22 protein-coding genes are annotated in these 24,986 nt (G+C 59.9%); 19 read left to right on the top strand and 3 right to left on the bottom strand.

From position 1 onward, the window contains the following. Positions 1–40 precede the first annotated feature (40 nt). From bamA to tilS, 10 genes are all read left to right on the top strand, one after another. Complete coding sequence (gene bamA / locus NH395_RS09545) at positions 41–2,362, top strand: outer membrane protein assembly factor BamA (protein ID WP_253024444.1); 2,322 nt, start codon at positions 41–43, stop codon at positions 2,360–2,362. 53 nt (positions 2,363–2,415) lie between these two features. After that, entirely contained in the window at positions 2,416–2,922 is a 507-nt protein-coding gene (locus NH395_RS09540) for an OmpH family outer membrane protein (RefSeq protein WP_253024339.1), read from the top strand. A 54-nt stretch (positions 2,923–2,976) separates the two neighbouring features. Then, positions 2,977–4,017: a UDP-3-O-(3-hydroxymyristoyl)glucosamine N-acyltransferase gene (lpxD, locus tag NH395_RS09535; protein ID WP_253024337.1), complete on the top strand. Its 1,041-nt coding sequence runs from the start codon at positions 2,977–2,979 to the stop codon at positions 4,015–4,017. 130 nt (positions 4,018–4,147) lie between these two features. Beyond that, positions 4,148–4,591: a 3-hydroxyacyl-ACP dehydratase FabZ gene (fabZ, locus tag NH395_RS09530; protein ID WP_066319472.1), complete on the top strand. Its 444-nt coding sequence runs from the start codon at positions 4,148–4,150 to the stop codon at positions 4,589–4,591. Beyond that, positions 4,588–5,355, top strand: a complete 768-nt coding sequence (gene lpxA / locus NH395_RS09525) for an acyl-ACP--UDP-N-acetylglucosamine O-acyltransferase (protein ID WP_066319474.1) — start codon at positions 4,588–4,590, stop codon at positions 5,353–5,355. The genes fabZ and lpxA overlap by 4 nt, the downstream gene beginning before the upstream one ends. 13 nt (positions 5,356–5,368) lie before the next feature. Next, the gene (gene lpxB / locus NH395_RS09520; protein WP_253024335.1) at positions 5,369–6,553 is read left to right on the top strand and encodes a lipid-A-disaccharide synthase; all 1,185 of its coding nucleotides are present in this window, start codon (positions 5,369–5,371) and stop codon (positions 6,551–6,553) included. Then, entirely contained in the window at positions 6,543–7,160 is a 618-nt protein-coding gene (rnhB, locus tag NH395_RS09515) for a ribonuclease HII (RefSeq protein WP_253024333.1), read from the top strand. Before lpxB ends, rnhB begins: the two co-directional genes overlap by 11 nt. A gap of 35 nt (positions 7,161–7,195) precedes the next feature. Next, complete coding sequence (gene dnaE, locus NH395_RS09510; RefSeq protein WP_253024331.1) at positions 7,196–10,699, top strand: DNA polymerase III subunit alpha; 3,504 nt, start codon at positions 7,196–7,198, stop codon at positions 10,697–10,699. Between the two features lie 98 nt (positions 10,700–10,797). Continuing rightward, positions 10,798–11,754: an acetyl-CoA carboxylase carboxyltransferase subunit alpha gene (locus NH395_RS09505; protein ID WP_066319484.1), complete on the top strand. Its 957-nt coding sequence runs from the start codon at positions 10,798–10,800 to the stop codon at positions 11,752–11,754. Beyond that, complete coding sequence (gene tilS / locus NH395_RS09500) at positions 11,735–13,003, top strand: tRNA lysidine(34) synthetase TilS (protein WP_253024329.1); 1,269 nt, start codon at positions 11,735–11,737, stop codon at positions 13,001–13,003. Before NH395_RS09505 ends, tilS begins: the two co-directional genes overlap by 20 nt. Before the next feature lie 4 nt (positions 13,004–13,007). Here tilS and ppx read toward each other — a convergent pair whose 3' ends face one another. Beyond that, positions 13,008–14,546 carry an exopolyphosphatase gene (gene ppx, locus NH395_RS09495; protein ID WP_253024327.1) on the bottom strand — a complete coding sequence of 513 codons (1,539 nt, stop codon included), beginning with the start codon at positions 14,544–14,546 and terminating at the stop codon, positions 13,008–13,010. Between the two features lie 482 nt (positions 14,547–15,028). Between ppx and rho the strand changes: the two genes are divergently transcribed. The 7 genes from rho to NH395_RS09465 all read left to right on the top strand — a co-directional run bounded on the left by rho (position 15,029) and on the right by NH395_RS09465 (position 21,581). Continuing rightward, complete coding sequence (rho, locus tag NH395_RS09490) at positions 15,029–16,288, top strand: transcription termination factor Rho (protein WP_066322024.1); 1,260 nt, start codon at positions 15,029–15,031, stop codon at positions 16,286–16,288. Between the two features lie 50 nt (positions 16,289–16,338). Continuing rightward, complete coding sequence (ubiD, locus tag NH395_RS09485) at positions 16,339–17,841, top strand: 4-hydroxy-3-polyprenylbenzoate decarboxylase (protein WP_066322020.1); 1,503 nt, start codon at positions 16,339–16,341, stop codon at positions 17,839–17,841. Positions 17,842–17,879: 38 nt separating this feature from the next. Continuing rightward, a complete protein-coding gene (locus NH395_RS09480; protein ID WP_253024325.1) occupies positions 17,880–18,620 on the top strand; it encodes an FAD-binding oxidoreductase in 741 nt (246 codons plus the stop codon). Between the two features lie 102 nt (positions 18,621–18,722). Then, positions 18,723–18,848 carry a hypothetical protein gene (locus NH395_RS18370; RefSeq protein WP_290443766.1) on the top strand — a complete coding sequence of 42 codons (126 nt, stop codon included), beginning with the start codon at positions 18,723–18,725 and terminating at the stop codon, positions 18,846–18,848. A 310-nt stretch (positions 18,849–19,158) separates the two neighbouring features. Then, a complete protein-coding gene (locus NH395_RS09475; RefSeq protein ID WP_253024323.1) occupies positions 19,159–20,229 on the top strand; it encodes a 3-deoxy-7-phosphoheptulonate synthase in 1,071 nt (356 codons plus the stop codon). 83 nt (positions 20,230–20,312) lie between these two features. Further along, positions 20,313–20,813 carry a DUF3087 family protein gene (locus tag NH395_RS09470; protein ID WP_253024321.1) on the top strand — a complete coding sequence of 167 codons (501 nt, stop codon included), beginning with the start codon at positions 20,313–20,315 and terminating at the stop codon, positions 20,811–20,813. 33 nt (positions 20,814–20,846) lie between these two features. Further along, positions 20,847–21,581, top strand: a complete 735-nt coding sequence (locus tag NH395_RS09465) for an MliC family protein (protein WP_253024319.1) — start codon at positions 20,847–20,849, stop codon at positions 21,579–21,581. On the opposite strand, the gene NH395_RS09460 is transcribed toward NH395_RS09465, so the two are convergent. Next, a complete protein-coding gene (locus NH395_RS09460; RefSeq protein WP_253024317.1) occupies positions 21,578–22,666 on the bottom strand; it encodes a metal-dependent hydrolase in 1,089 nt (362 codons plus the stop codon). The two genes, NH395_RS09465 and NH395_RS09460, sit on opposite strands and share 4 nt — an antisense overlap. Positions 22,667–22,906: 240 nt before the next feature. Here NH395_RS09460 and gloA point away from each other — a divergent pair, with 240 nt between their 5' ends. Together gloA and NH395_RS09450 are read left to right on the top strand one after the other, a co-directional pair. Next, complete coding sequence (gene gloA / locus NH395_RS09455; RefSeq protein WP_092827610.1) at positions 22,907–23,347, top strand: lactoylglutathione lyase; 441 nt, start codon at positions 22,907–22,909, stop codon at positions 23,345–23,347. Between the two features lie 23 nt (positions 23,348–23,370). Beyond that, positions 23,371–23,832, top strand: a complete 462-nt coding sequence (locus NH395_RS09450; protein WP_253024315.1) for an META domain-containing protein — start codon at positions 23,371–23,373, stop codon at positions 23,830–23,832. Between the two features lie 9 nt (positions 23,833–23,841). Here NH395_RS09450 and NH395_RS09445 read toward each other — a convergent pair whose 3' ends face one another. Next, positions 23,842–24,975, bottom strand: coding sequence for an FAD-dependent oxidoreductase (locus NH395_RS09445; RefSeq protein WP_253024313.1), 1,134 nt, complete (start codon positions 24,973–24,975; stop codon positions 23,842–23,844). Between the last annotated feature and the right edge of the window lie 11 nt (positions 24,976–24,986).

The raw sequence follows: 24,986 nt of genomic DNA, 5'->3' as shown, positions 1-24,986 counted from the left end.
ACGCGAGCGAAATGACTGCATGAAAATCAAGACCTTTGGAATGGCGGTACTCTTGCTGGCGGGTGCCAGCGGTGCCCAAGCACAATCCTTTGATGTTTCGGACATTCGTGTGGAAGGACTGCAGCGGGTTTCCGCCGCCTCGGTCTTTAATGCGTTTCCTGTCAGCGCCAATGACCAGGTGAGCGAAAGCGAACTGGCAGCTGCGGCGCGGCAACTTTTCGAAACCGGGTTGTTCGAAGACGTATCGCTCGCCCGGGAAGGCGACGTGCTCGTTATACAGGTCGTCGAGCGCCCCACTATTACCCAGTTGAACATCAACGGTAATGAGCAAATCTCGGAAGATGACCTGCGGCGTGGCCTGACGGAAGCAGGCCTGGCGGAAGGCGAAGTACTTCAGCTCTCGACGCTCGAGGAAATGGAGCGTGAGCTGGAAGGTGTTTACCAATCCCAGGGTCGTTACAGTGCAGGTATCGAAACTGACGTCGAGAAAATCGACGAAGGGCGCGTGCGGGTCAATATCGATATCAACGAAGGCGAGGTCGCCAAGATCCGCCAGATAAACATCGTCGGCAACGAGGCGTTCGACGATGAAACGCTGCTGGATATTTTCGAGCTCGAAGATCGTCCGGGCTTTTTGTTTGGCTGGTTTTCCAGCGACGAGTATTCCCGTGAAGCGTTGTCAGGCGACATCGAACGTTTGCGGTCTTATTACTTGGATCGTGGCTATGTCAACTTCGACGTGACCTCTACACAAGTATCGATCGGTGCTGACAAGTCAGAGATATTCATAACGCTCAATGTGGACGAAGGCCAGCAATATCGCGTCGGCGATGTGCGTTTCAGAGGCAACCTGGAAATCAGCGAGCAGGAGGCCCGAGACCTGCTCACCATAGAGCGCGGTGAGATTTTCTCCCGTCAGGACCTGAACGCCTCCACCGAGGCGCTACGCCAACGCCTTGGGGCAGAAGGTTTTGCCTTTGCCGATGTCCAGGGCGTGCCTGAGGTGGCCGGCGACGGTGAAACGGTCGATCTGGTGATCAACGTCGATCCGGGGCAGCGTGCCTACGTACGGCGTATCGAGTTCGTCGGCAATACGACCACCGATGACGAAGTGCTGCGTCGCGAAATGATCCAGATGGAAGGCGCCCCCGCTTCTACAGAATCGATTACCCAGTCACGTCAACGTCTCGAGCGACTAGGCTTTTTCAGCCAGGTTGAAGTCGATACCGAGCGGGTCCCGGGCGAGCCCGACAAGCTGGACGTCACCTATAACGTTGAGGAGCAGCCATCGGGCTCTGTTTCAGCCAGCATCGGCTTCTCGCAAAGTGCCGGGGTGATCTACGGAGCGTCTCTGTCGCAGAATAATTTTCTGGGCACCGGTAACCGTGTCAACATCGGGGCCCAGCGTAGTGACACCTTCACCAGTATCAATTTCGGTTTTACCGACCCCTATTGGACACTTGACGGGATTTCGCGAGGCTATAACGTCTTCTATCGCGAAACCGACTACGAAGACTCCGATATTTCGACCTACTCCACGGATGCGTATGGTGCCGGCATTAACTTCGGCTATCCGATTAGTGAACTGTCGCGGCTTAACTTTGGCGCCAGCGCCGAGGACATCACGGTCAAAACCTACTTTGATACCGCCTCCGAAATTCGTCGTTATGTGCAGGACGAGGGAGACAGTGCGCAAACCCTGAAGCTGAATGCCAACTGGACGCGTAATAATCTCAATCGCGGCATCATGCCCACGGCGGGCAGTTACCAGCGTGTCGCCATCGAGACCGGTGCGCCGGGCAGCGACACGCAATACTACAAAGCCAGCGCCCGAGCGCAGCAGCTGTTCGCGCTCAACGATGCATGGTCACTCAAGTTTACTGGTGATCTTGGCTATGCCGATGCGTTTGGGGATGATCCTTATCCGTTCTACGAGAACTTCTACGCCGGGGGCCTGGGGTCCGTGCGCGGGTTTACCTCCAACACCCTCGGGCAGCGGACGACGCCCGCACGCGAAGGCGGGCGGGATCGCACACTGGGGGGGAACGTGCTCGTCGAGGGTAGCGCGGAAGTCATTTTCCCACTTCCGTTTGTTGAAAATCAGAACTCTTTGCAGACATCGCTGTTCTTAGATGCGGGTAATACGTTCCTGTCATCCTGCTATGACGTGCTTGATGAAGATGCCAGCCGCCAACGCTGTAATTCGGGCGTTGATCTTGGCGATCTACGCTACAGCGCCGGGGTGGGGTTATCCTGGCTGACGCCGGTAGGACCGTTGACCTTTGCGGTGGCTGAGCCTCTCAATGACGAGAGTGGGGATGATACTCAATTCCTCCAGTTTTCGTTAGGCCAGTCATTCTAACGAGTTGAGATGCGCTGCAAGGCGCATCCCTTTTACAAAAAGGAGTTATGACCATGCTTAAGCTCACTGGGGTCGTTTGTCTGTTGGGTGCCATGGTGTTATCCGCGCAGGCTCAGGCGGACGAGGTGGCTGTTCTTGACTGGCGTGCAGCATTGATGAACACCGATTCCGCTCAATCATCGATCAGCCGACTGGAAGGCGAGATTGGTAACCAGCAGCGCGAAGCTGAAAGTTTGGGCAGCGAACTGCAGGGCCTGCAGGAACGCTTGCAGAGCGAGGGCGAGACGATGTCCGAGGCACAGCGCGAGTCGCTGATTGCTGAACTGCAGGAAAAAGGGCGTCGTTTTGAGCAGTTGCGCCAGCAAATCGGTCAGGCGCAGCAACGCTCAGAGCAGCAGTTCCTGGAGGGTGCCGAACCCAAACTCGAACAGGCGGTTGAACAGGTGATTGATCGACACGGCATTGAAGTCTTGGTTGAGCCCCAAGGCGTGCTGCATTCATCCAGGGACCTGCCCAACGTGACGGATGAAGTCACGCAGATTTTTAACTCGCTCAACTAAAATACCCATATTGCTCGGTGCGGCTCAGCCGCACCAAAGGTTCCTTGGCCGCCCATGACCCACGCTTCTCACGACCTAACCCTTGCGGATATTGCCCGCCACTTGAACGTTGCCTTTGAGGGTGACGGGAGCCAGCCCATCAGGGGGTTGGCGACGCTTAAAGACGCCCAGGCCGATCAGGTGGCTTTTTTGGCGAATCGTGCCTATCTGAAAGATCTGGCCGTGACGCAGGCAGCGGCGGTTCTGCTCCACCCTGAGCATGGCAAAAGCTGCCCCGTTCCACGCCTGGAAATCGATAACCCTTATTTGGGGTATGCCACACTCTCTCAACTTTTCGACCCGTTACCTGCCCGAGATATACCGGGAATTCACCCAAGCGCGGTTGTTGCGCAAAGCGCTACGCTTGGGGAGGGCGTCAGTGTGCAGGCCAATGCGGTCATTGAAGAAGGGGTGGTGCTGGGTGACAACGTGGTCATTGGCGCGGGCAGCATTGTGGGCGCCGACAGTATTATCGGTGAAGGAACGCGTTTACATGCCAACGTCACCGTGTGTCATGGCGTGGTGATAGGCAAGCGGGTCATCCTGCAGAGCGGCTGTGTGATCGGGGGGGACGGGTTTGGCTTTGCCCACGATGGCGGCCAATGGCACAAGATTGCTCAATTGGGCGGCGTGGTGCTAGGTGATGACGTCGAGGTTGGCAGTTGCTCAAGCATCGACCGGGGGGCGCTGGGTAATACCGTGATCGGTAATGATGTGAAGATCGACAGCCAGGTGCAGATTGCCCATAACGTCACGGTCGGCGATCATAGTGCATTAGCCGGCTGTGTGGGTATTGCTGGCTCCACCCATGTGGGGCGTCACTGCATGCTGGGGGGTGGCGTGGGTCTTTCAGGTCACCTGACGATTTGTGATGGTGTCCAGGTGACCGGAATGAGCCTTGTGACCAACTCCATCCACGAACCCGGCGTTTATTCTTCCGGCACCGGCGCCATGAGCAACGCGCAATGGCGAAAAAATGCCGTTCGTTTTAAACAGCTCGATGAGATTGCCAAGCGGTTGTCTCGCTTGGAAAAAAATCACCGCGGCCAGTCGTGACTGTGTGAATATGGCAGTGGGCCGGTTGAGGCTCATCCGCAGCGCGTTATAATCCACTGCTTTTTGATCGGTCTGTGTGCCGATGTTTGCCTGATGTAACAGGTGTTTTGTCTTTTTAGAGGTCGCTACGATGGTTATGGATATTAACGAAATTCGCGAGTACTTGCCGCACCGCTACCCGTTTTTGCTGGTCGATCGGGTAACGCAGCTCACCAAGGGCGAATCCATCGTTGCGTACAAAAACGTCAGCATCAACGAGCCGTTTTTTAACGGCCATTTCCCCCACCATCCCATCATGCCGGGCGTTCTGGTGATCGAAGCGCTGGCTCAGGCCTGCGGTATCCTGGGTTTTAAAACGGTTAACAAGCTCCCCGCCGATGGCTATGTGTATTACCTCGTGGGGAGTGATAAAGTACGCTTCAAGCGTCCGGTGATGCCTGGCGATCAGATGATACTTGAAGCCGATGTTATTCGCGGCAAACGGGGCATCTGGAAATTCGCCTGCCGGGCAACGGTGGATGGCGAGCTGGCCTGCGAAGCAGAGATTATTTGTGCCGAGAGGAAAGTAGCTTGATACACCCTACTGCCCTTGTTGATCCCGCCGCGCGGCTTGCCGACGACGTTGAGGTCGGCCCCTTTAGTGTAATTGGCCCGGATGTCACCATTGGTGCGGGGTCGGTTGTCGGTCCCCATGTGGTGATCAAGGGGCCGACAACCCTGGGTGAGCGCACGCGCATTTTCCAGTTTGCCTCCGTGGGTGAGGATTGCCAGGATAAAAAGTACGCGGGCGAGCCGACGCGCCTGGTGATGGGGGATGATAACGTCATTCGCGAAGGTGCCACCTTGCACCGCGGCACTATTCAGGACCGCGGCGAAACCACCATCGGGTCGCGCAACCTAATCATGGCGTATGTACATGTGGGCCACGATTGCGTGATTGGCGATGACTGTATTCTGGCCAATCAGGTCACCTTGGCCGGTCACGTGACGGTCGGCAACTTTGCCATTCTGGGCGGATTGGCAGCGATTCATCAGTTTTGTTATTTCGGCGATCATGCCATGGCAGGCGGTGGTTCCATCATCACCAAGGATACGCCCGCGTACGTGATGATCAATGGCAACCCTGCTGAAGCTCGCGGACTCAACCTGGTGGGGCTCAAGCGCCGTGGTTTCAGTAGTGAAACCATCAACGCCTTGAGCGCTTCCTACAAATTGGTGTACCGGCAGGGCTTGACGGTAGAGCAGGCGCTTGCCGAAATGCGCCGCCAGTTCTCAATTCCTGAAGTGTCCCACTTCGCTGATTCCATCGAGCGTTCAACGCGCGGCATTACCCGCTAACCGGCGGTTTTTCATGGAACCACGGCGCATTTACCTAGTGGCAGGCGAGCTTTCCGGCGATATCCTCGGCGCGGGGCTGATGCGCGAACTCAATGCGCGCCACCCTGACGTTGAATTTCGTGGTATCGGCGGCCCACGCATGCAAGCCCAGGGCCTCAATAGTCGGTTTCCCCTTGAAACCCTATCAGTCATGGGCCTGGTGGAAGTCATCAAGCACCTGCCCGAGCTGATTCGCGTGCGCCGGACGCTACGCGAAGAAGCCATCGCCTGGCAGCCTGATATCATGATCGGCATTGATGCCCCCGACTTCAATATTGGCCTTGAGAAACAGCTTCGCGAGACGGGCATAACGACGGCACATTATGTCAGCCCGTCGGTGTGGGCATGGCGGCAAGGGCGGGTAAAGAAGATTGCCAAAGCCGTGGATGGCATGCTGACATTGTTGCCCTTTGAAGCGGCCTTCTATCGCTGTCACCAAGTGCCGGTTGCCTTTGTTGGTCACCCGTTGGCCGACGAGCTGCCTCTCGAGAATGACCGTTCCGGCACCCGTCAGTCGCTCGGTCTGGACGAGCAGGCGCCGGTGCTGGCGCTGCTGCCTGGTTCACGCAGCAACGAAATACGCTTTTTGGGCGCGACCTTCATGCAAGCCGCCGAGCAGCTTTGCCAGCAGCATGGCGCGCTCCAGGTGGTGATTCCGGCGGCCAGCGCACAGCGGCGTGACGAAATAGCTCAGCTCTTGGAAACCTTCCCGGTGCTTGGCGAGCGCGCGGTGTTACTCGACGGTCAGGCCCGCGAGGCAATGGTGGCAAGCGACGCCGTGCTCCTGGCGTCAGGCACCGCCGCACTGGAAGCCATGCTTTGCCACCGCGCCATGGTGGTGGCCTACAAAATGGCCCCTGTGACGCACTGGCTGGCCAAGCGGCTGGTCAAAACATCCTGGGTGTCATTACCCAACCTGATTGCCCAGCAGTCGATAGTGCCCGAACTGATCCAGGACGATGCCTCACCCGAGGCCATTGCCGAGCAGCTCAGCGCGCTATTGAGCGACGACGCAGGGCGGCACGCACTGGAAGCCCGCTTTGCTTCAATGCACCAGGCGCTTCAGCGAAATGCCAGTCGCCGGGCGGCAGATGCCATCGACGCGCTGGTCGCCGGTCAGCCACTAGCCGCACAGGATGACAGCATCGATGGGTGTTAAAGTGACCGACCTTCCACCGTTGCAGATTGACTATACCGGTCAGCGCCTGGCGGGAGTGGATGAAGTGGGCAGGGGGCCCTTGGTGGGCAGTGTGGTGGCCGCCGCCGTGATCCTTGATCCTGACAGGCCCATCGACGGGCTGACCGACTCCAAAAAGCTGACGGCGCGCAAACGCGAAGCGCTGGACAGTCTGATTCGCGAGCACGCACTGGCATTCACGGTGGCCGAGGCCAGTGCCGCGGAAGTGGATCAGCTCAATATCTACCACGCCACGCACCTGGCCATGCGCCGGGCTATCGATGGCCTGGCGCCAGCGGCGGAATACCTGCTAGTGGACGGCAACCGGCTACCGGGGCATGCGCTGCCCGGTCAGGCGGTCGTCAAAGGCGATGCCCGGCATCCGGCAATAGCGGCGGCGTCTATTCTGGCCAAGGTCGCCCGGGATGCCCAAATGGTCGCCCTGGATATGCGCTATCCTGAGTATGGGTTTGCGCGCCACAAGGGCTACCCGACCAAAGAGCACCTGTCGGCGCTTGCGGTTCATGGGCCATTGGCCGACCATCGCCGGAGCTTTGCACCAGTGCAGCGCCAGTTAGCCCTGCTGTAGCCTTTCTATTATTTAGCGTTTTTACCGAGAGTCTCATGACGGTTCCGTTCGTTCATCTACGTTTGCACAGTGAATATTCCCTGGTCGATGGCTTGGTCAAGCTCAAGTCGCTGGTCAGCACGACCGCTGAGCGCGGGATGCCAGCGCTGGCGCTGACCGACGAAGCCAACCTGTTTGGTCTGGTAAAGTTTTACAAGTCCGCCCAAGGGGCTGGCTTGAAGCCCATTATCGGCAGCGACTTGTGGCTGCATAATCCCCACGACGAGGCGCACCCCTACCGACTGACGCTGCTGGCGATGAACGATGTCGGTTACCGCAATTTGACCGAACTGATTTCCAGAGGCTGGACCGACGGCCAGCGGCAGGGCCGCGCCATTCTGGATAAGCAGTGGGTACTGTCGCAAAGTGAGGGGCTGATTGCGCTGTCTGGGGCGCGAGAGGGTGAAATAGGCCGCCACCTGCTTTCCGACCACGAGCGAGAAGCACGTGGGCTGCTGGAGGAGTGGCAGCAGGCCTTCCCCGACCGCTTCTACCTTGAACTCATCCGCACCGGGCGGCCCCTGGAAGAGGACTGTGTGCATGCCAGCGTGAAGCTGGCGATTGACACCCAGACACCGGTGGTGGCCACCAACGATGTACGCTTCCTTGAGCGTGACGACTATTGGGCCCATGAAACCCGCGTGGCGATCGGCGAAGGCAAGGCGCTTGATGACCCGCGTCGCGAGCGGCGTTATACCGAAGAGCAATACCTGAAAAGCCCCGAGGAGATGGCCGAGCTGTTTGCCGACATTCCCGAGGCCCTTGAAAACAGCGTGATGATCGCCGAGCGCTGCAGCGTCGACGTGCGCCTGGGCGAGATATTCCTGCCCGAGTTCGGCATTCCGGAGGGGATGACCCAGGACGAATTTTTCCGCAAGGTGTCCCACGATGGCCTGACGGACCGGCTGGATTTTCTGTACCCCGCCGAGCGTTACCCGCGGGACGGGGAGGAGTACCAGGCGATCGACCAGCGCTACCGGGAGCGGCTCGATTTCGAGCTGAACATCATCATCCAGATGGGCTTTCCCGGCTACTTCCTGATCGTGATGGACTTTATCCAGTGGGCCAAGGACAACAACGTGCCGGTGGGGCCCGGGCGTGGTTCCGGCGCGGGGTCGCTGGTGGCCTACGCGCAGAAGATCACCGACCTGGACCCCATCGGCTACGACCTGCTTTTCGAGCGGTTCCTGAACCCCGAGCGGGTTTCCATGCCTGACTTTGACGTCGACTTCTGCATGGAGAAGCGTGACAAGGTCATCGAGTATGTGGCCGAGCGCTATGGGCGTGATGCGGTATCGCAGATTGTCACCTTTGGCACCATGGCCGCCAAGGCGGTGGTGCGTGACGTCGCTCGCGCCCAGGGCAAGCCCTATTCGCTGGGTGACAAGCTCTCCAAGCTGATCCCCTTCGAAGTTGGCATGACGCTGGACAAGGCGATCGAGCAGGAAGCGGCGCTGAAAGAATTTATCGACAGCGATGAAGAAGCCGAGGAAATCTGGGAAATGGCCCTTAAGCTGGAGGGCACTACTCGGGGCACCGGCAAGCACGCCGGGGGCGTGGTGATCGCACCCACCAAGCTCACCGATTTCTCGCCACTGCTCTGCGACGAGGACGGTTCCGGCCTGATGGTGCAGTTCGATAAAAACGACATCGAAGAAGCCGGGTTGGTGAAGTTCGACTTTCTGGGGCTGCGCACGCTGACCATCATCGACTGGGCGCTGGAAATGGTCGACAAGGTGCGTGACGCCAATAACCAGGAACCCCTCAATATCGACGCCATTCCCCTGGATGATGGCAAAACCTTCGAGATGCTCAAGCGTGCCGAGACCACGGCGGTGTTCCAGTTGGAATCCCGCGGCATGAAGGAGCTGATCAAGCGCCTGCTGCCCGATTCCCTCGACGACATGATCGCCCTGGTGGCGCTGTTCCGCCCCGGCCCGCTGCAGTCGGGCATGGTGGATGACTTCATCAACCGCAAGCACGGCCGTGCGGAAGTATCTTATCCACACCCGGATTACCAGCACGAGCTGTTGAAACCGGTGCTGGCGCCCACCTACGGCATCATCCTGTACCAGGAACAGGTCATGCAGATCGCCCAGGTGATGGCGGGCTATACGCTCGGCCAGGCCGACATGCTGCGCCGGGCGATGGGCAAGAAAAAGCCCGAGGAAATGGCCAAGCAGCGCGCCGGCTTCATGGAAGGCTGCGCGGCCAACGGTATCGATAAAGACCTGGCGGGCAATATCTTCGATCTGGTGGAGAAATTCGCCGGTTACGGCTTCAACAAATCGCACTCGGCGGCCTACGCGCTGGTCTCGTACCAGACTGCCTGGCTCAAGGCGCACTACCCCGGGCCCTTCATGGCGGCGGTGATGTCCACGGAAATGGACAATCTGGATAAGGTCGTACCGCTGATTGAAGAGTGTCGAAACCTCAAGCTGACGGTGACCCCGCCGGATGTCAATGTGGGCGGCTACAAGTTCACCGTCGATGTCGAGGGCCGCGTGGTGTATGGGCTGGGGGCGATTCGCGGCGTGGGCGAAGGCCCCATTGGCGCGATTGTCGATGCCCGGGAAGCGGGCGGCGCGTTCACCGATCTCTTTGATTTCTGCAAGCGTATCGACCCCAAGCGCATGAACAAACGCACGCTGGAAGCGCTGATCCGCTCCGGCGCGCTGGATAACCTGGGCCCCAATCGCGCCGTGCTCGCCGCAGCCATGGACGATGCCCTCAAGGCCGCCGCGCAAAATCACGCCAACCAGAACCTGGGCATGCTGGATATGTTCGGCGAGGCATTTACCGCCGAAGAAGAGGCGGTCGATGTTTACGCTGAATACCGCCACGTCCGCGAATGGACCGATCGCGAACGGCTGTCCGGCGAGAAAGAGACGCTCGGCCTCTACCTGACCGGCCACCCGATTGACGAGTACGAGCGTGAACTAAAACGCTTTGTCTCGACGCGGATCAGCGATTTAAAAGCGTCCTGGGAGCCCCAGCGGATCGCCGGTCTGGTAGTGGCCATGCGCACCATGAAATCAAAGCGCGGTGATACCATGGCGTTCATTACCCTGGATGACCGTACCGGGCGCATCGAGGCATCGCTGTTTGGCGAGCTGTTCGAACAAGTGCGTGGGCAAATCGCCGCCGACGAAGTGGTGATTGTCGAAGGCGAGGTGTCCAATGATGACTTCTCCGGCGGGCTCAAGCTGCGCGGCAAGGAGGTTACCCCCATGGTGGCGGCGCGCACCCGCTTTGGCCAGGCAGTGGAGTTGGCGCTGGATGCCCAGCAGCTCAACGGTCGTCTGGTGGAGAGCCTGCGCGCCAGCCTGTCGCCATTTCGCGACGAGGCCGGGTTACCCGTCCGCCTGCAGTATCGCCACCCCGATGCCGTGGGCTGGCTGGAACTGGCGGATGAATGGAAAGTTGCCCCCAGCGATGATTTGCTGCTGACCCTGCGCGATGTGCAGGGTCAGGTGGGGGTTCAGCTACGCTACAAGTAGACGCGTTCCGCGTGGCGCCTTGCGTGGTAGGGTCAGGGTGCGATAATGGTGTCATCCATGCGCGTTTCGACAAGGCTTATTTTTAACAGGCAGAGCCGATGAATCCTAATTATCTCGATTTTGAACAGCCCATTGCCGAACTTCAGGCAAAAATTGAAGAGCTGCGTTTGGTCAGCTCCGATAGCCAGGTCAACCTTTCCGATGAAATCGCCCGGCTGGAAGAGAAAAGCCGCAAGCTGACGGAGTCGATTTTCAAGGATTTGACCCCCTGGCAGGTCTCCCAGCTGTCGCGCCATCCCCAGCGCCCCTATACGCTGGATTACCTTGAGCATATCTTCAGCGACTTTGACGAGCTGCATGGCGATCGCAACTTCGGCGATGATGCGGCGCTCGTCGGTGGGGTGGCGCGCCTGAATGACAAGCCTGTCATGGTGATTGGCCATCAAAAGGGCCGTGACGTCAAAGAAAAGGTCCGCCGTAATTTTGGCATGCCGCGCCCGGAAGGCTATCGCAAGGCCTGTCGATTAATGGAAATGGCCGAGCGCTTCAAGATGCCGGTGCTGACCTTTATCGACACGCCGGGGGCCTACCCGGGGATCGACGCCGAGGAGCGTGGTCAGTCGGAAGCCATTGCCTATAATCTGGCGGTGATGTCGCGCCTGAAAACGCCGATTATTTCCACGGTGGTCGGTGAGGGCGGCTCCGGCGGCGCGCTGGCGATTGGCGTTTGCGATGAGCTGCAGATGCTGCAGTACTCGACCTATTCGGTGATTTCCCCGGAAGGTTGCGCGTCGATTCTGTGGAAGAGTGCCGAAAAAGCCTCCGAGGCGGCCCAGGCCATGGGCATCACCGCTGAGCGACTCAAGGAGCTGGGTTTCGTTGACTCGCTGATCAAGGAGCCACTGGGTGGCGCACACCGGCATCCGGTGACAACGTCAGAGCGCGTCAAGGAAGCGCTGTCTGCGAGCATTGATCGGCTGCAAAAGATGGAGATCGACGCGCTCTTGGCGCGCCGCTATGACCGCCTGATGAGCTATGGCGCCCCAGCCGCCTGAATCGCTGGTTGGCCCGCTCAATGACGCCCTGGTGGAAACCCCACCGGGGCGCTCTATTTGGGTGGCCGTCTCTGGCGGACTGGATTCGTCGCTGCTTCTGACACTGGCCGCGGACGTCTGCCAAAAGGCCCAGCGTTCGCTGCGGGCGCTGCACGTCAACCATGCCCTGCAACCCGCCGCCGAGACGTTTGAAGCGCACTGTCAGGCGTTGTGTGCAAGGCACGACGTGCCCCTCACGGTGGCCAGGGTGACGGTGGAACGTCAAGGCGAGGGGATCGAAGGCGCCGCTCGGCGGGCGCGCCTGTCCGCCTTCCGGCAGCATGTTCCGCCGGGCGATACACTGTGGCTGGCCCAGCATCAGAACGATCAGGCTGAAACGCTGCTGCTGGCCATGATGCGCGGTAGCGGCATTCGCGGACTGGCTGCCATGCCCTATCGCCGCGACTGGCAGAGCATCACCCTGTTGCGCCCCTGGCTTGATATCGGTCGTGATCAGCTCGCCGAAACGGCCAGGGCCATGCAACTGGCCTGGTGCGACGACCCGACCAATGATGACGTTGCCCTGGACCGCAATCTGCTGCGCCACCAGGTAGTGCCGCGACTTGAAGCGCGCTGGCCGGGCGCCTGCCGGGCGCTTTCGCAAAGCGCCCGGCAGGCAGGGGAAGCCGACGATCTGTTGGCTGCCTACGCGGCCGAGGAGCTGCAGACCCTGCACGAGGAGGACTGGGGACTGAACGTGGCGGCGTTGCGCTCGCGGGGCCGCCCCCGCCAGCGGCTGCTGGTGCGCACATGGTGCCAGCAGGCGGGCTTGCCCACGCCCCCGCGTGAGCGTCTGGAAACCCTGCTTGACCAACTGATGGCCGGGCGTGACGCCCAGGTGCGCGTCACTTGGCCGGGGGCCGACGCCCGGGTGTGGCGTGAGCGGTTATTTATCATGCCGCCTTTCGAACGCCCGCCACCCTGGCAAACCAGCTGGAACGGCCAACCGGGCATCGAGACGCCGCTGGGGCCGCTTGCGCTGGCGCTCGAGACCGACCAGCCGGTAACGCTGCGCTGGCGCCAGGGGGGCGAGGTGATACGTCTTCCCGGGCGGGGGCACCGGACGGTCAAGCGGCTTTTGCAAGAAGCCCGGTTACCTCCCTGGCAGCGCGAGTGGGTCGTCGTGGTCATGCGAGGAGACGAATGTCTGGGAGTGGTTCAACTGCCCGCCACATTATTGTGGCGGGCGGAAGGCGTGACGTTCGGCTAACCGATCACTCCACGAGGTTTAGCGTGAACCCCGCCGTTTCCATGTAACCTTGTTCCTGTTCCAGGTCAGTGCTCAGCAGCGTTGGTTCGTCGCTCTCGGGCAGTTTGATCGTCAGTTGATCCGCGTCGGCGCTTACCTCGGGGAGCGGCGGGGCCTGTTCAGGCCGTGAATGGTTAAACAACACCGCCAGCCGCAGTAGGCGCGCCAGTTTGGCGCTTTGTGCCTGCAGGTTGTTAGGCAATGCCTGCCACTCCTTGAGCGGAAATTTACGCCGGTGGGCGCGGACCAGAAACGCCAGCAACTGCTGCTCGGGGCGCGAAAAGCCGGCCAGGTCCGAATGTTCGAGCAGGTAGGCGCCATGGCGGTGAAATTGGCTGTGGGAAATCGCCAGGCCAATTTCATGCACGTGACTCGCCCAGCGCAGGTAACGCCTGAGCGAGTCGCTCAGCGACCAGTCATGGTGCAGGGCATCAAAAAGTCGACTGGCGGTATCCGCGACGTTGTCCGCTTGTCGACTATCCACGTCATAGGTGCGCTTGAGCATGTCGAGGCTTTTCGAACGGGTGTCTTCGGCACTATTGCGCCCCGCCATGTCGTACAGCACCCCTTCCCGGAGGGCCCCATCGGCAAAGCGCATCTGTTCAAGGTCAAAAGCTTCGAAAACAGCGCTCAGAATGGCTATCCCGGCAGGAAACACCTTGGCGCGGTCGGATTTCAAGCCGTCGAGCTCGACCTTGTCGAGGCGTTTGCACTTGATGAGCCGTTCGCGCAGCTTTTTTAAGCCGCCACGGGTAATCACACCCTCCTGGGTCGTGTCGCCGTAGGCGAAGAGCACGCTGGCCGCTGCCTTGATGGTACCGCTGGAACCCACCGGGTCGTCCCAGCCCAGGCGCTGGTAGGGGCGCTGAATATTGGCCAGCTCCGAGAGCGCAGCCAGCTCCGCACGGCGCATGCGCTTTTCGCTGAGCTCGCCTTCGGGGAAAAAGCGCCGCGAAAAGGTCACGCAGCCCATGCGCAGACTTTCCAGCGCTCTGGGCTCGAAGGCCTCGCCAATGATGAACTCGGTGGACCCGCCGCCGATATCGACAATCAAGCGGCGACCGTTTTCCGCCAGCGCGTGGGCGGCGCCCAGGTAGATCAGGCGAGCCTCTTCGCGACCGGCAATAATCTCGATGGGATGGCCAAGCTGGGCCTCGGCGCGTTCGATGAAGGCCTGGCTGTTATGCGCATCGCGCAGCGCGTTGGTGCCCACGATACGCAGATTTTGTTGAGTGATACCGGTAAGGAACGGCGCAAAGCGTCCCAAACAATCCAGCGCCCGTTGAATGGCGGCCTCGCTGAGCTGGCCTTCCTCATCCAAACCGGCGGCAAGCTGGACCTTTTCGCCGAGGCGTGCCACGACTTGAAGGCGCTCATTCTGGTAGTTGGCCACCAGCAAATGAAAGCTGTTCGACCCCATGTCGATGGCCGCTAAACGTTGGGGTGCCCCGTTTTCGGCCGCTGCGTCAGCGGCGTCAGTGGGGAGCGAAATGTCCTTGGGCATGAGCTATCCTTCGTGTTGACTGACCCAAGGTTGCGGGGGGCTTTATTTATTGTCAATTGCCAAAAGCTTGCGTTTGACGCGGGGGTTGACTAACATCGAGCTACTGGCTTGATACGACCGGATTTACCCATATATAACCCAGGTCGCCCCAGGCATTATTCAGCGCTGTAATTGGCGCGACTGCGCGGTGAAGTTTTTGACTATCGCGCCCGATGATGTCGGCCAGATGTCCAAGTCGTCAGATAGCCCGCTGGTCCAGCCGTTCCTGTGCTGACCAGACTTATCAGCACTAGCACCCTCGAACTGAGTCACCATTAATCATGTGGTTAATAAGTCTCAGCCTAGCCCCTTTATTCGAGTGAGTGCCTTCCCGGGGTCTGAACGCATCACACGGCGCCTAGCCATATAACCAAGCGCTACGCCTCCTGTCCTATTTCGGCGCTTAGCGCCCAGCTTTCATGAGCAACTTTCTAATCACACCGATGAATCTCACTGAACTCAAGCAAAAAACCGTTCCCGAGCTGCTCGATATCGCCCGTGAAATGGGTATCGATAACTTGGCCCGTTCGCGCAAGCAGGACATCATCTTCGCCATCCTCAAGAAGCATGCCAAAAGCGGTGAGGATATTTACGGCGATGGGGTGCTGGAAATTCTTCAGGATGGCTTTGGCTTTTTGCGCAGCGCCGACAGCTCTTATCTCGCCGGGCCGGACGATATCTATGTCTCGCCCTCACAAATCCGTCGCTTTAACCTGCGCAAGGGCGACTCCATCTCGGGCAAGATCCGGCCGCCCAAAGAGGGCGAGCGTTACTTTGCGCTGCTCAAGGTCAGCCAGATCAACTTTGACCGCCCGGAAAACGCCAAGCACAAGATTCTCTTCGAGAACCTGACGCCGCTGTTTCCGGATGACCGCCTGCGCATGGAAATCGGTAACGGTTCCACCGAGGATCTGACCTCGCGGATCATCGATCTGACCGCGCCGATCGGCAAAGGTCAGCGGGGCCTGCTGGTGTCACCGCCCAAAGCGGGTAAGACGCTGATGTTGCAGAACATCGCCACCTCGATCACGCGCAACAACCCCGAGTGCCATCTGATCGTGCTGCTGATCGATGAGCGCCCCGAGGAAGTGACCGAGATGTCGCGCACCGTGCGTGGCGAAGTGGTGGCATCGACCTTCGATGAGCCGCCCGCCCGCCACGTCCAGGTGGCCGAAATGGTCATCGAGAAAGCCAAGCGGCTGGTCGAACACAAGAAGGACGTGGTGATTCTGCTCGACTCCATCACCCGCCTGGCGCGTGCTTACAACACCGTGGTGCCAAGCTCGGGTAAAGTGCTGACCGGTGGCGTGGATGCCCATGCGCTCGAGAAGCCCAAACGCTTCTTCGGTGCGGCGCGTAACATCGAAGAGGGCGGTAGCCTGACGATTATTGCCACTGCCCTGGTGGACACCGGTTCGAAAATGGACGAAGTCATTTTCGAGGAGTTCAAGGGTACCGGTAACATGGAAGCGCACCTGGACCGTAAACTGGCGGAAAAACGCGTCTTCCCGGCGATCAATATTCGTCGCAGCGGCACGCGACGTGAAGACCTGCTGGCCTCCGAAGAAGAGATGCAGCGCATGTGGATATTACGCAAGCTGTTGAATCCCATGGAGGACACCGCCGCCACCGAATTCCTGATTGACCGCTTGAAAGATACCAAGACCAATCTGGAGTTTTTTGACGCGATGAAGCGCCGCTAGGGTTTCCTCAAACAGACCCAGCGGCCAGATGGCCAGCCAGGGAGTGAGCATTGAAGTACCATGATTTGCGCGAGTTCATCACGGCCCTTGAGGCCCAAGGCGAGCTGAAGCGAATTACCGCTGAAGTCGATCCCTATCTGGAAATTACCGAAATCTGCGACCGCACGCTGCGTGCCGGTGGCCCGGCGCTGCTGTTCGAAAACGTCAAGGGACACGACATGCCGCTGCTGGGCAACCTGTTCGGCACGCCCAAGCGGGTAGCGCTGGGCATGGGGCAGGAGTCGGTCGAGGCACTGCGCGAAGTCGGCAAGCTGCTGGCCTTCTTGAAAGAGCCCGACCCACCCAAGGGCCTCAAGGATGCCTGGAGCAAGCTGCCCATCTTCAAGCAAGTGCTCAGCATGGGGCCCAAGCAGGTCAAGCGTGCGCCGGTGCAGGAGATCGTGTTCGAAGGGGATGAGGTCGATCTTGGGCGTCTGCCCATTCAGCATTGCTGGCCTGGCGACGCAGCGCCGCTGGTCACCTGGCCGCTGGTGATCACCCAGGGGCCGCACAAAAAGCGCCAGAACCTGGGGATCTACCGCCAGCAGAAAATTGCCAGAAATCGCCTGATCATGCGCTGGCTATCCCATCGCGGCGGGGCGCTGGATTTCCAGGAATTTCAAAAGGCGCATCCCGGCGAGCCCTTCCCTGTAGCGGTCGCCCTCGGGGCCGACCCGGCGACCATCCTGGGCGCGGTGACCCCGGTGCCCGATACCCTGTCCGAGTATGCCTTTGCCGGGTTGCTGCGCGGTTCGCGTACCGAACTGGTGAAGTGTGGACACGCCGAACTGGACGTGCCCGCCTCGGCGGAAATTATCCTCGAAGGCTTTATCTACCCCGACGATATGGCGCCCGAAGGTCCCTACGGCGACCACACCGGGTATTACAACGAGGTTGATCACTTCCCGGTGTTTACCGTGACGCGCATGACCATGCGTCGCGACGCGATCTATCATTCGACCTATACCGGTCGGCCACCGGACGAGCCCGCCATTCTTGGCGTGGCGCTCAACGAAGTGTTCGTGCCCATTCTGCACAAGCAGTTCCCTGAAATTATCGACTTCTACCTGCCGCCGGAAGGCTGTTCCTACCGCATGGCCGTCGTGACCATGAAGAAGCAGTACCCCGGCCACGCCAAACGCGTGATGATGGGGGTATGGAGCTTTCTGCGCCAGTTCATGTACACCAAGTTCGTCATCGTCCTGGATGACGATGTGGACGCACGCAATTGGGAAGATGTCATGTGGGCCATCACCACGCGTATGGACCCGGCCCGTGATACCGTCATGGTGGAAAACACCCCGATCGATTATCTCGATTTTGCGTCGCCCGTGTCGGGGCTAGGGTCGAAAATGGGCCTGGATGCCACCAACAAATGGCCGGGTGAAACCGATCGCGAGTGGGGCACACCGATTGTGATGGACGAAGATATCAAGGCCCGGGTCGATGCGCGCTGGGAAAGCCTGGGTATCGATATTCCCTTGCCGTCCCCACGCAAAGGCAGCGGTGCTTGAGCCAGTATCCCGACTGATTTTTAACCAAAGAGGCTTTCATGAGTGCAAGGATGTTGACTTGCCAGGTCACAGCCGTCGAGGACCTCAATCCCGACGTATTCGGTGTCACCCTCGAAGGGCGCGCCGAAGCCATGCAGCACGCGCCAGGACAATACTTAGAGCTCAAGCTCGATGAGTCGACCTGGGTGCCCTTTTCGATCGCCAGTGCCGAGCGCGGCGACGGTATCCTTGAGCTGCACATTCAGCACTGGCCTGAGCGTGAAAACTCGGCGCGCCTGCGGGAGCTTCTTCAGGTCGCCAATCAGCTCACCGTGCGGCTGCCCGGTGGCGACTGCGTTCTGGATACCCAAAGCATGCGCCCGCTGTGGTTGATTGCGGCGGGTACCGGCTTCGCGCAAATGAAGGCAATCATTGAAGCCTCGCTGACCCATCAGCCTGAACGGCGGATTTCGCTGTGGTGGGCGGTGCGTGAGCATCGCGATCTTTATGCCGAAGTGCTGGCCTGCGAGTGGGCGCAGCGTTATCCCAATGTCGACTTCCAGGCCGTCACCGAATTTCCGCTGACGGAACCAATGGCAGCCGGCGAGCGTATCAGCCATCACCAGGGGCGCATTGACCTGGCGCTTGAACAGGCCGCCATGACGCCCAGCGAATGGGACGTCTACATTTCCGGCTCTCCCGGTATGGTTTATGCCTGCATGGACGTGCTGGAGCGCAAGGGACTCGCTGAGGATCGCGTGTTCTCGGATGTGTTTTCCTACGCACCGCGCAACCAATAGTCCTTGGTGACCCGTTGCTATTCGCGGCGCATGCAGGCAAGATAAGTTCAGAGATTGCAACGTTCGGCCCGTATTCGGCCAATATTTCCACCGGGACGCTTTATGTCATTATCACGCACTAACTCAACCGCTGACCGCCTGCCAGGAATGGCAGGTGGAAGCTGCGTGCAAGGCGTCTTTGGCTATGGCTATTGGTTTAGCAACGGTGTGCCGATGGCCGACGCCTAACGTCGCGCCTGCAGGTACACCCCAAGGGTTGCCTGCCGAATGCAAAGAAGCCCCGGCTGGTAACCCCGCCGGGGCTTCTTGCGTTTCGAGCGTTCTTCCCTGTTCACAGGTATTGCATTAAGGAGCTGACCCATGACCTATCGCGCTTTTTTCCACCCCATGGCTACCCGCTATCCCGGCTACCGCTATGGCTGGCGATTTAGCGACGCGCGGTCGGTGACAGCTGCCACCTCCGACTGTGCCTTAGCAGGTGGCGCGCTGGATACACGATGTCATGGTCGATGTCAGACCCCTACGAAGAGTTAACCCGATGAATGCCACTGCAAGCTCGATGCTCAATACTGCTACCACCACCTCAACGGCCATACGCGAACCGGCCGCGACACTGCCGACACCTCTCGAATTACGTCGCGACCTGCCGCTGGATGGCGCCCTTGACGAACAAGTTGCCGAGCAGCGCTGCGCCGTGCAGCGCATCCTCGCCGGTCAGGACAACCGGCTGCTGGTGGTGGTCGGCCCCTGCTCGGTGCACGATCCCGCTGCCGCGCTCGAATATGCTGACCGTCTGGCCGTCTTGAGTGACGAGGTAAGCGATTATCTCCTGCCCGTGATGCGGGTTTACGTCGAAAAACCGCGTACCACCGTTGGCTGGAAAGGGCTGGCTTACGACCCCCATCTGGATGGCCGTGGCGACATGGCGCACGGCCTAGCGCTATCCCGTGAGCTGATGCAGGGCGTGGCACGGCGTGGCTTACCGGTGGCGACGGAGCTGCTCCAGCCCATGCTGGCGCCTTACCTGCAGGATGTTCTCAGTTGGGTTGCCATCGGCGCGCGGACCACTGAATCGCAGCTACACCGTGAGCTTGCCAGCGATCTGGCGGCGGCAGTCGGCTTCAAGAACGCCACGAGCGGGGATGTCCAGGTAGCGATCGACGCCATGCAGGCGGCAGCCCATTCGCATCAGCGGTTTGCCCTGGACGACGCGGGCCGTCCGGTCATGCAGCAAACGGCAGGCAACCCGCATACCCATGTGGTGCTGCGGGGCGGCCATGGCGAACCCAATTACCAGGCCCACCATGTACGCAAGGCAGTCAACACACTGCGTGAAGCGGGGCAGAACCCACGGTTGATGGTCGACTGCAGCCACGCCAATGCGCGTAAGGACCACCGTCGCCAAAGCGAAGTCATGCTTGATGTGCTCGCCCAGCGCCAAGCGGGTGAGGCCAATCTGGTCGCGCTCATGCTGGAAAGTCATCTATTTGAAGGCAAGCAGCCGTTAAAACCCGGTGCCATGCGCTATGGTGTATCGGTTACCGACGCCTGTGTGGGCTGGGAAACCACCGAGCACCTGCTGAAAACCGCCGCGGAGCGGTTGGCATAGCGACCTAACACTATGACTTGTTTGCCCTGGCCAGCCCCGTATCATGGGAGAATGTCACTCTTTTCCCGTTTGTGAGGTTGGCCATGGTGTTTACCCTAGAGCCCTACGATTCCCATACCTATCGCCGTAAGGCGCGCATGATCACCTTCATCATGGTTGGGCAACTGCTGATTTTTGGCCTGCTGTTTGCCATGCTGCTGACCACCACCTTTGGCCCCAGCCTATGGCTGAACGTGTTAGGCGGCATACTGGGACTGCTGGCCACCAGCGCCATGTTTGCGGCGCTGCGCGACCGGCCGTGGATGCAGGAAGTGGGCTATGTATGGCAGCTCAAGCAACACCTGTCGCGGATCAACAGCCATCTGCCAGCCCTGCGGCAGGCGATGCAGGAAGATAACCGCACGGCGCTGGACATCCTGGCGTTTTACCATCAAGGGTTGGCGCAACTGGCTGAGTTCAATGGTCGCACGCCCAGTGATGACGATGAACTCCAGCGGGTCGAGGAGCGGCGCGAAGCGCTTGCCCTGCCGCTCCAGGTCGAGCAGTTTGATCCTCAAGATTTACATGCCTTTAAACGCGGCTAATTTATCTATCCCTCACTCCAGGAACGTATCGTCATGATGACACCGTCACGGTTTTTTGTATTAGGTTGTGCTTTTGTAGCGATCAGCGGTTGCGCTGCGCAGGAGTCGCCTTCAAGTGCCGAGAGGGCCAAAGGTGATACCGGTTTGGATGCCAAAGCCCCTTTATTCCCCTCGGCCCTGTTTTCCGGTCAGGCCGAACAGTTCGAGGCCTGGCATTGTCGCCCGGCGAACCAGCATTTAGTCACTGCGGTCGATGGTGACGTCCTACGGCTCTGGTCGTTGCACGGGGCCTGGCGCTTGCCGCAAGCGATTGTCGCCAGTGGTGCCCGCTACCAGAATGGCGAGATCAGCTTCTGGAACCGTGGTGAGCAGGCGCTGGTCGAAACACCCCGCGGTCAACTCAAGTGTGAACTGGCCGCCCGGCGTGAGGCTTCCACCCGAGAGGAGCATCCCGGTGTCATGTTCCGTGGCCAGGGCAACGAGCCGGGCTGGACGGTAGAACTTGCCCATGACGCCCCCGAACTGACGCTATCAACCGACTACGGCGAAAACGTTGAAACGCTGCCCTATATGGTCAGCGTGATGGATAACGACGCTGGGCGTGTGGTGTTGGAAAACGCTGATGCCGACGACTTTTTCCGGGTGCGTATTGAAGCCGGTGCCTGCTTCGACGGCATGAGCGGCCATCCTTTCCCGGCGCGGGTCACGCTCACCATCGACGGCGAGCAGTACAGTGGGTGTGGTCAGGGCATCGCGCCGTCAGCCTAAGGGTTGGTGGGTGACGCGCAAGGCAGCGCAAGAGGGTCGGGCTGCCATTTGGGCATGACAAAGGCAGTGGCACAGAGCGCATTGCGGTCGCCCGCTGCGCGTGCCGCCAGGCGTGATAGCGTGGTGAGTTCGACGTCCCGCTCGCTGCCAATCTCCACGCTTGCGGCGACCGGCCGCCAGGCGTTGTCCTGGCGGGTGGCAAGGGTGAAGTTGAACGGATGGTACCCAGGAAACCCCAATCGTATATCAGTGGCCAGCAAAGTGAGTTGCCCGTCGATGGGGCGCATCTCGTAGCGCAAAAACGGCCCGGCGAACCATGCCAAGCGTTGCCCAGCCCGGCTATCAAGCGCAATCTCTTCCAGGGCTGCGCCCCGGCGCAACGGTTCAAGTGTCGGGGGCGCGTCGCGATCGAAAAGACTCACCAGGCTTTCATGGTAGCGGTCGCCGTCAACCACGGTGGCCCGCCACAGCAGAATATTGAACGGTGTCGGCTGGACCAGAATCGGCGCGTCCACAAGCCCCTGATTGGCGAGTACAGGTGCCAGCCGGTGTTCAACGTTCAGCTTTGCGCTGAAGGCCAGTAGCAGGTAGACGCAGGAGACGCCCAGGCCCCAGGCACACCAGCGCCTGACGCGACGGGTGAAAAGAGCGATGACCAGGCAGGCCAGCAGCGGCAGCGAGTAAAAGGGGTCGATGATGAAGATAATCGGCCAAGCCACCGGCGGGGACTCAAGTGGCCAGAAAAGCTGGGTGCCGTAGGTGGTCAAGGCATCCAGAAGCGGGTGCGTGATCAGGATCAGGCCGAAGAAAGCGGCCCATTGGCCGAGCGGTATATCCCTGGCGGGTGCAGACCGAGCACTGAGAAACGTCAGCAAACCGGCCAGGCCCGTGAGCACAAACAGTGAATGGCTGAAGCCTCGATGCTCGGTTACATTGGAGACGGCATCGCCATAGTCGATAGCGATATCAAGGTCTGGCAAGGTGCCCAGCAGTGCGCCTATAAGGACTGCTTTACGCCCAAGGCGTTGCCCTAAGACAGCGCCCCCTAGGGCAGCACCTAATGCTGCCTGGGTAACTGAATCCACTGACGTCTCCCTGGGGCAAGCCCCGCGTTGATGTACAAGGGTTTTAATGGTACATGATTGTCACTAAAATATTACCTCGTAAAGTAACTGTCCAATAAATTGGCTGTTGACGGTGCCGCCGTGTGGATATTACCGGCCGCATAAATGTCACTGGAATGCTAAGCTGGGCGCATCAGCAACGCCTGCGGGGCGGATATGTTGCCCCGGTTTTCGTTTTAGGACGCAACAAGGAGAGATGGCATGCAATACCTACATACGATGGTACGCGTTAGTGATCTGGACGCATCGCTGCACTTTTACTGTGAACTGCTGGGTCTCAAGGAAGTTCGTCGTAAAGAAAACGATAAAGGCCGTTTTACGCTGGTGTTTCTCGCCGCGCCGGAGGATGAAGCGCGCTCCTCACGCCTCACCGCGCCGGAACTCGAGCTGACTTACAACTGGGATCCCGAAGAATATACCGGCGGTCGCAACTTTGGTCACCTGGCCTACCGGGTGGACGATATCTATGCGCTTTGTCAAAAGCTCCAGGATAACGGGGTGACCATCAATCGCCCGCCCCGGGATGGCCACATGGCGTTCGTCAAGTCGCCGGATGGCATCTCGGTTGAGCTGTTGCAAAAGGGCGATGCGCTGGCGCCGCAAGAGCCCTGGGCTTCCATGGAAAATACCGGCAGCTGGTAATCGTGCGATAAGGAAAGGTCACCATGACGATCAAAAACTGGCGGTTACTGCCATGGCTTGCTTCGGCAACGCTATTGCTGAGCGCCTGTAGCAGCGCGCCGGGGCCAAGTTCCGCGCCGGGTCCGGAACCAGGCGGAGACTCGCTGTCGGGGCCGGTCGTCGGGCAGCGCTGGAACCTGTTGCTGGTTGGCACCAGTGAGCGGTTGTCGATGCCTGACACCCCGTTCTTTGAAATTAGCCGTGACGGTAGCGTGCGCGGCCACGATGGCTGCAACCGCTTTACCGGTGAAGCCACACTCGGTGACAACCAGCGTATCGAGTTCAGCGAGCTGGCCACCACTCGCATGGCGTGCCCCCAGATGGGCGATGCACAGAAGGTGACCGATATGCTGGAGACCGCGTATCGTTACCTGATCGACCATGACCGGCTGGTGTTTTTCGGGCCGGACAGCCGGGTACTGGGCGGCTGGCGCGAATCGAACTGATGGCGTCAGTCAGCCCTCAAAAGGCGGATTGAAGCGGGCGATAAAGCGCGCATCAATCCGCTTTTTCCATTGCCATACCCACCTGCCGGAGAAACCCATGGCACCGCGGCTGGCAATGGCGCGGCTACCACCGGTGCCGATCAGTGCCAGTACGCGTTTGGGGGGCTGCCAGGCCGACAACGCTGCTCCGTGGCACGCCGCACGCAGGTTATCGGCCAAGTGCGGTCCCATACGTACCGCATAAACCCCTGCATTGGGTAAGGGTGGGTCAAAGGCGGTGCAGTCACCAGCCGCAAAGATGTTCGGCTGGCCGACCACTGCCAGGGTATTTTCCACCTGAATAAACCCCTGCGCATCCAGTGGCAGTGAGGTATCAGAAAGCCAACGGTGACCGACAGCCCCGGTGGCCCAGAGCACGATATCCGCCTCAATGTGGTTGCCCGCCCGGGTCAATATGCCTCCGCCAACCAGTGCCTCCCCGCGAACTCGGGGGTGGGCCTTGATGCCTGCCCTGGCTAATGCCCGTTGAATCAGCCAGCGTGGCAGGCGTCCGGCCTCGGGGAGCAGCTTTGGCGATGCGCTGAGCAGATGCCCCTGCCAGTCAATGTCCGGGCGCTGATGGCGTAGCTGCGCTATCACGCTCATCAAGGTTTCGCAGCCCGCCGCACCGCCGCCTACACCTACCACCTGCTGGCGCGCGCCGTGGGGCAGCTGTTCAACGTCATCGCGCAATGCCTGCCAGCGCTGATGGAGTGAGCTGAGCGGACGCATGGCCAGTAGGTGTGGAAGGTTCTCACCCTGCTGCGCAGGCAGCGCCAGGGTCGAGCCGACATTCAGCGAGGCCACATCAAAGTGAATCATATCGCCGTTGGCCAGGGTGACCTGACGTGCCAATGTGTCCAACGTCACCGCAGGAGAGTCGATAAAACGTGCCCCTGCCCGTTGGCAAAGTGCCGCCACGTCGATCTGTGTCTCGCGCAGTGTACATTCGCCTGCCAACCAGGCCGGTACGCTGCCGGAATAGGCCGCCAGCGGACTGTCGCTGACCACGGTGATGGCGAGCGCCGCCTCTGGCTGTTTGGCAAAGGCTTCCAGCACGAAGGCGTGGGCATGGCCCGCACCGATCAGTAAAAGATGCTGCATGCCAATGGCCC

Origin of the sequence: Halomonas sp. Mc5H-6, from assembly GCF_024124705.1 — a bacterium.
Classification (GTDB): domain Bacteria; phylum Pseudomonadota; class Gammaproteobacteria; order Pseudomonadales; family Halomonadaceae; genus Vreelandella; species Vreelandella subterranea.
Note: the sequence above shows the minus strand (reverse complement) of the source record. Positions and strands in the feature narration are given on the sequence as shown.

What these genes read in the sequence shown, in the direction of transcription:
- bamA (WP_253024444.1), top strand. Translation starts at nt 41, where the DNA reads ATGGCGGTACTCTTGCTGGCGGGTGCCAGCGGTGCCCAAGCACAATCC.
- NH395_RS09540 (WP_253024339.1), top strand. Translation starts at nt 2,416, where the DNA reads ATGCTTAAGCTCACTGGGGTCGTTTGTCTGTTGGGTGCCATGGTGTTA.
- lpxD (WP_253024337.1), top strand. Translation starts at nt 2,977, where the DNA reads ATGACCCACGCTTCTCACGACCTAACCCTTGCGGATATTGCCCGCCAC.
- fabZ (WP_066319472.1), top strand. Translation starts at nt 4,148, where the DNA reads ATGGTTATGGATATTAACGAAATTCGCGAGTACTTGCCGCACCGCTAC.
- lpxB (WP_253024335.1), top strand. Translation starts at nt 5,369, where the DNA reads ATGGAACCACGGCGCATTTACCTAGTGGCAGGCGAGCTTTCCGGCGAT.
- rnhB (WP_253024333.1), top strand. Translation starts at nt 6,543, where the DNA reads ATGGGTGTTAAAGTGACCGACCTTCCACCGTTGCAGATTGACTATACC.
- dnaE (WP_253024331.1), top strand. Translation starts at nt 7,196, where the DNA reads ATGACGGTTCCGTTCGTTCATCTACGTTTGCACAGTGAATATTCCCTG.
- NH395_RS09505 (WP_066319484.1), top strand. Translation starts at nt 10,798, where the DNA reads ATGAATCCTAATTATCTCGATTTTGAACAGCCCATTGCCGAACTTCAG.
- tilS (WP_253024329.1), top strand. Translation starts at nt 11,735, where the DNA reads ATGGCGCCCCAGCCGCCTGAATCGCTGGTTGGCCCGCTCAATGACGCC.
- ppx (WP_253024327.1), bottom strand. Translation starts at nt 14,546, where the DNA reads ATGCCCAAGGACATTTCGCTCCCCACTGACGCCGCTGACGCAGCGGCC.
- rho (WP_066322024.1), top strand. Translation starts at nt 15,029, where the DNA reads ATGAATCTCACTGAACTCAAGCAAAAAACCGTTCCCGAGCTGCTCGAT.
- NH395_RS09480 (WP_253024325.1), top strand. Translation starts at nt 17,880, where the DNA reads ATGAGTGCAAGGATGTTGACTTGCCAGGTCACAGCCGTCGAGGACCTC.
- NH395_RS18370 (WP_290443766.1), top strand. Translation starts at nt 18,723, where the DNA reads ATGTCATTATCACGCACTAACTCAACCGCTGACCGCCTGCCAGGAATG.
- NH395_RS09475 (WP_253024323.1), top strand. Translation starts at nt 19,159, where the DNA reads ATGAATGCCACTGCAAGCTCGATGCTCAATACTGCTACCACCACCTCA.
- NH395_RS09470 (WP_253024321.1), top strand. Translation starts at nt 20,313, where the DNA reads ATGGTGTTTACCCTAGAGCCCTACGATTCCCATACCTATCGCCGTAAG.
- NH395_RS09465 (WP_253024319.1), top strand. Translation starts at nt 20,847, where the DNA reads ATGATGACACCGTCACGGTTTTTTGTATTAGGTTGTGCTTTTGTAGCG.
- gloA (WP_092827610.1), top strand. Translation starts at nt 22,907, where the DNA reads ATGCAATACCTACATACGATGGTACGCGTTAGTGATCTGGACGCATCG.
- NH395_RS09450 (WP_253024315.1), top strand. Translation starts at nt 23,371, where the DNA reads ATGACGATCAAAAACTGGCGGTTACTGCCATGGCTTGCTTCGGCAACG.
- NH395_RS09445 (WP_253024313.1), bottom strand. Translation starts at nt 24,975, where the DNA reads ATGCAGCATCTTTTACTGATCGGTGCGGGCCATGCCCACGCCTTCGTG.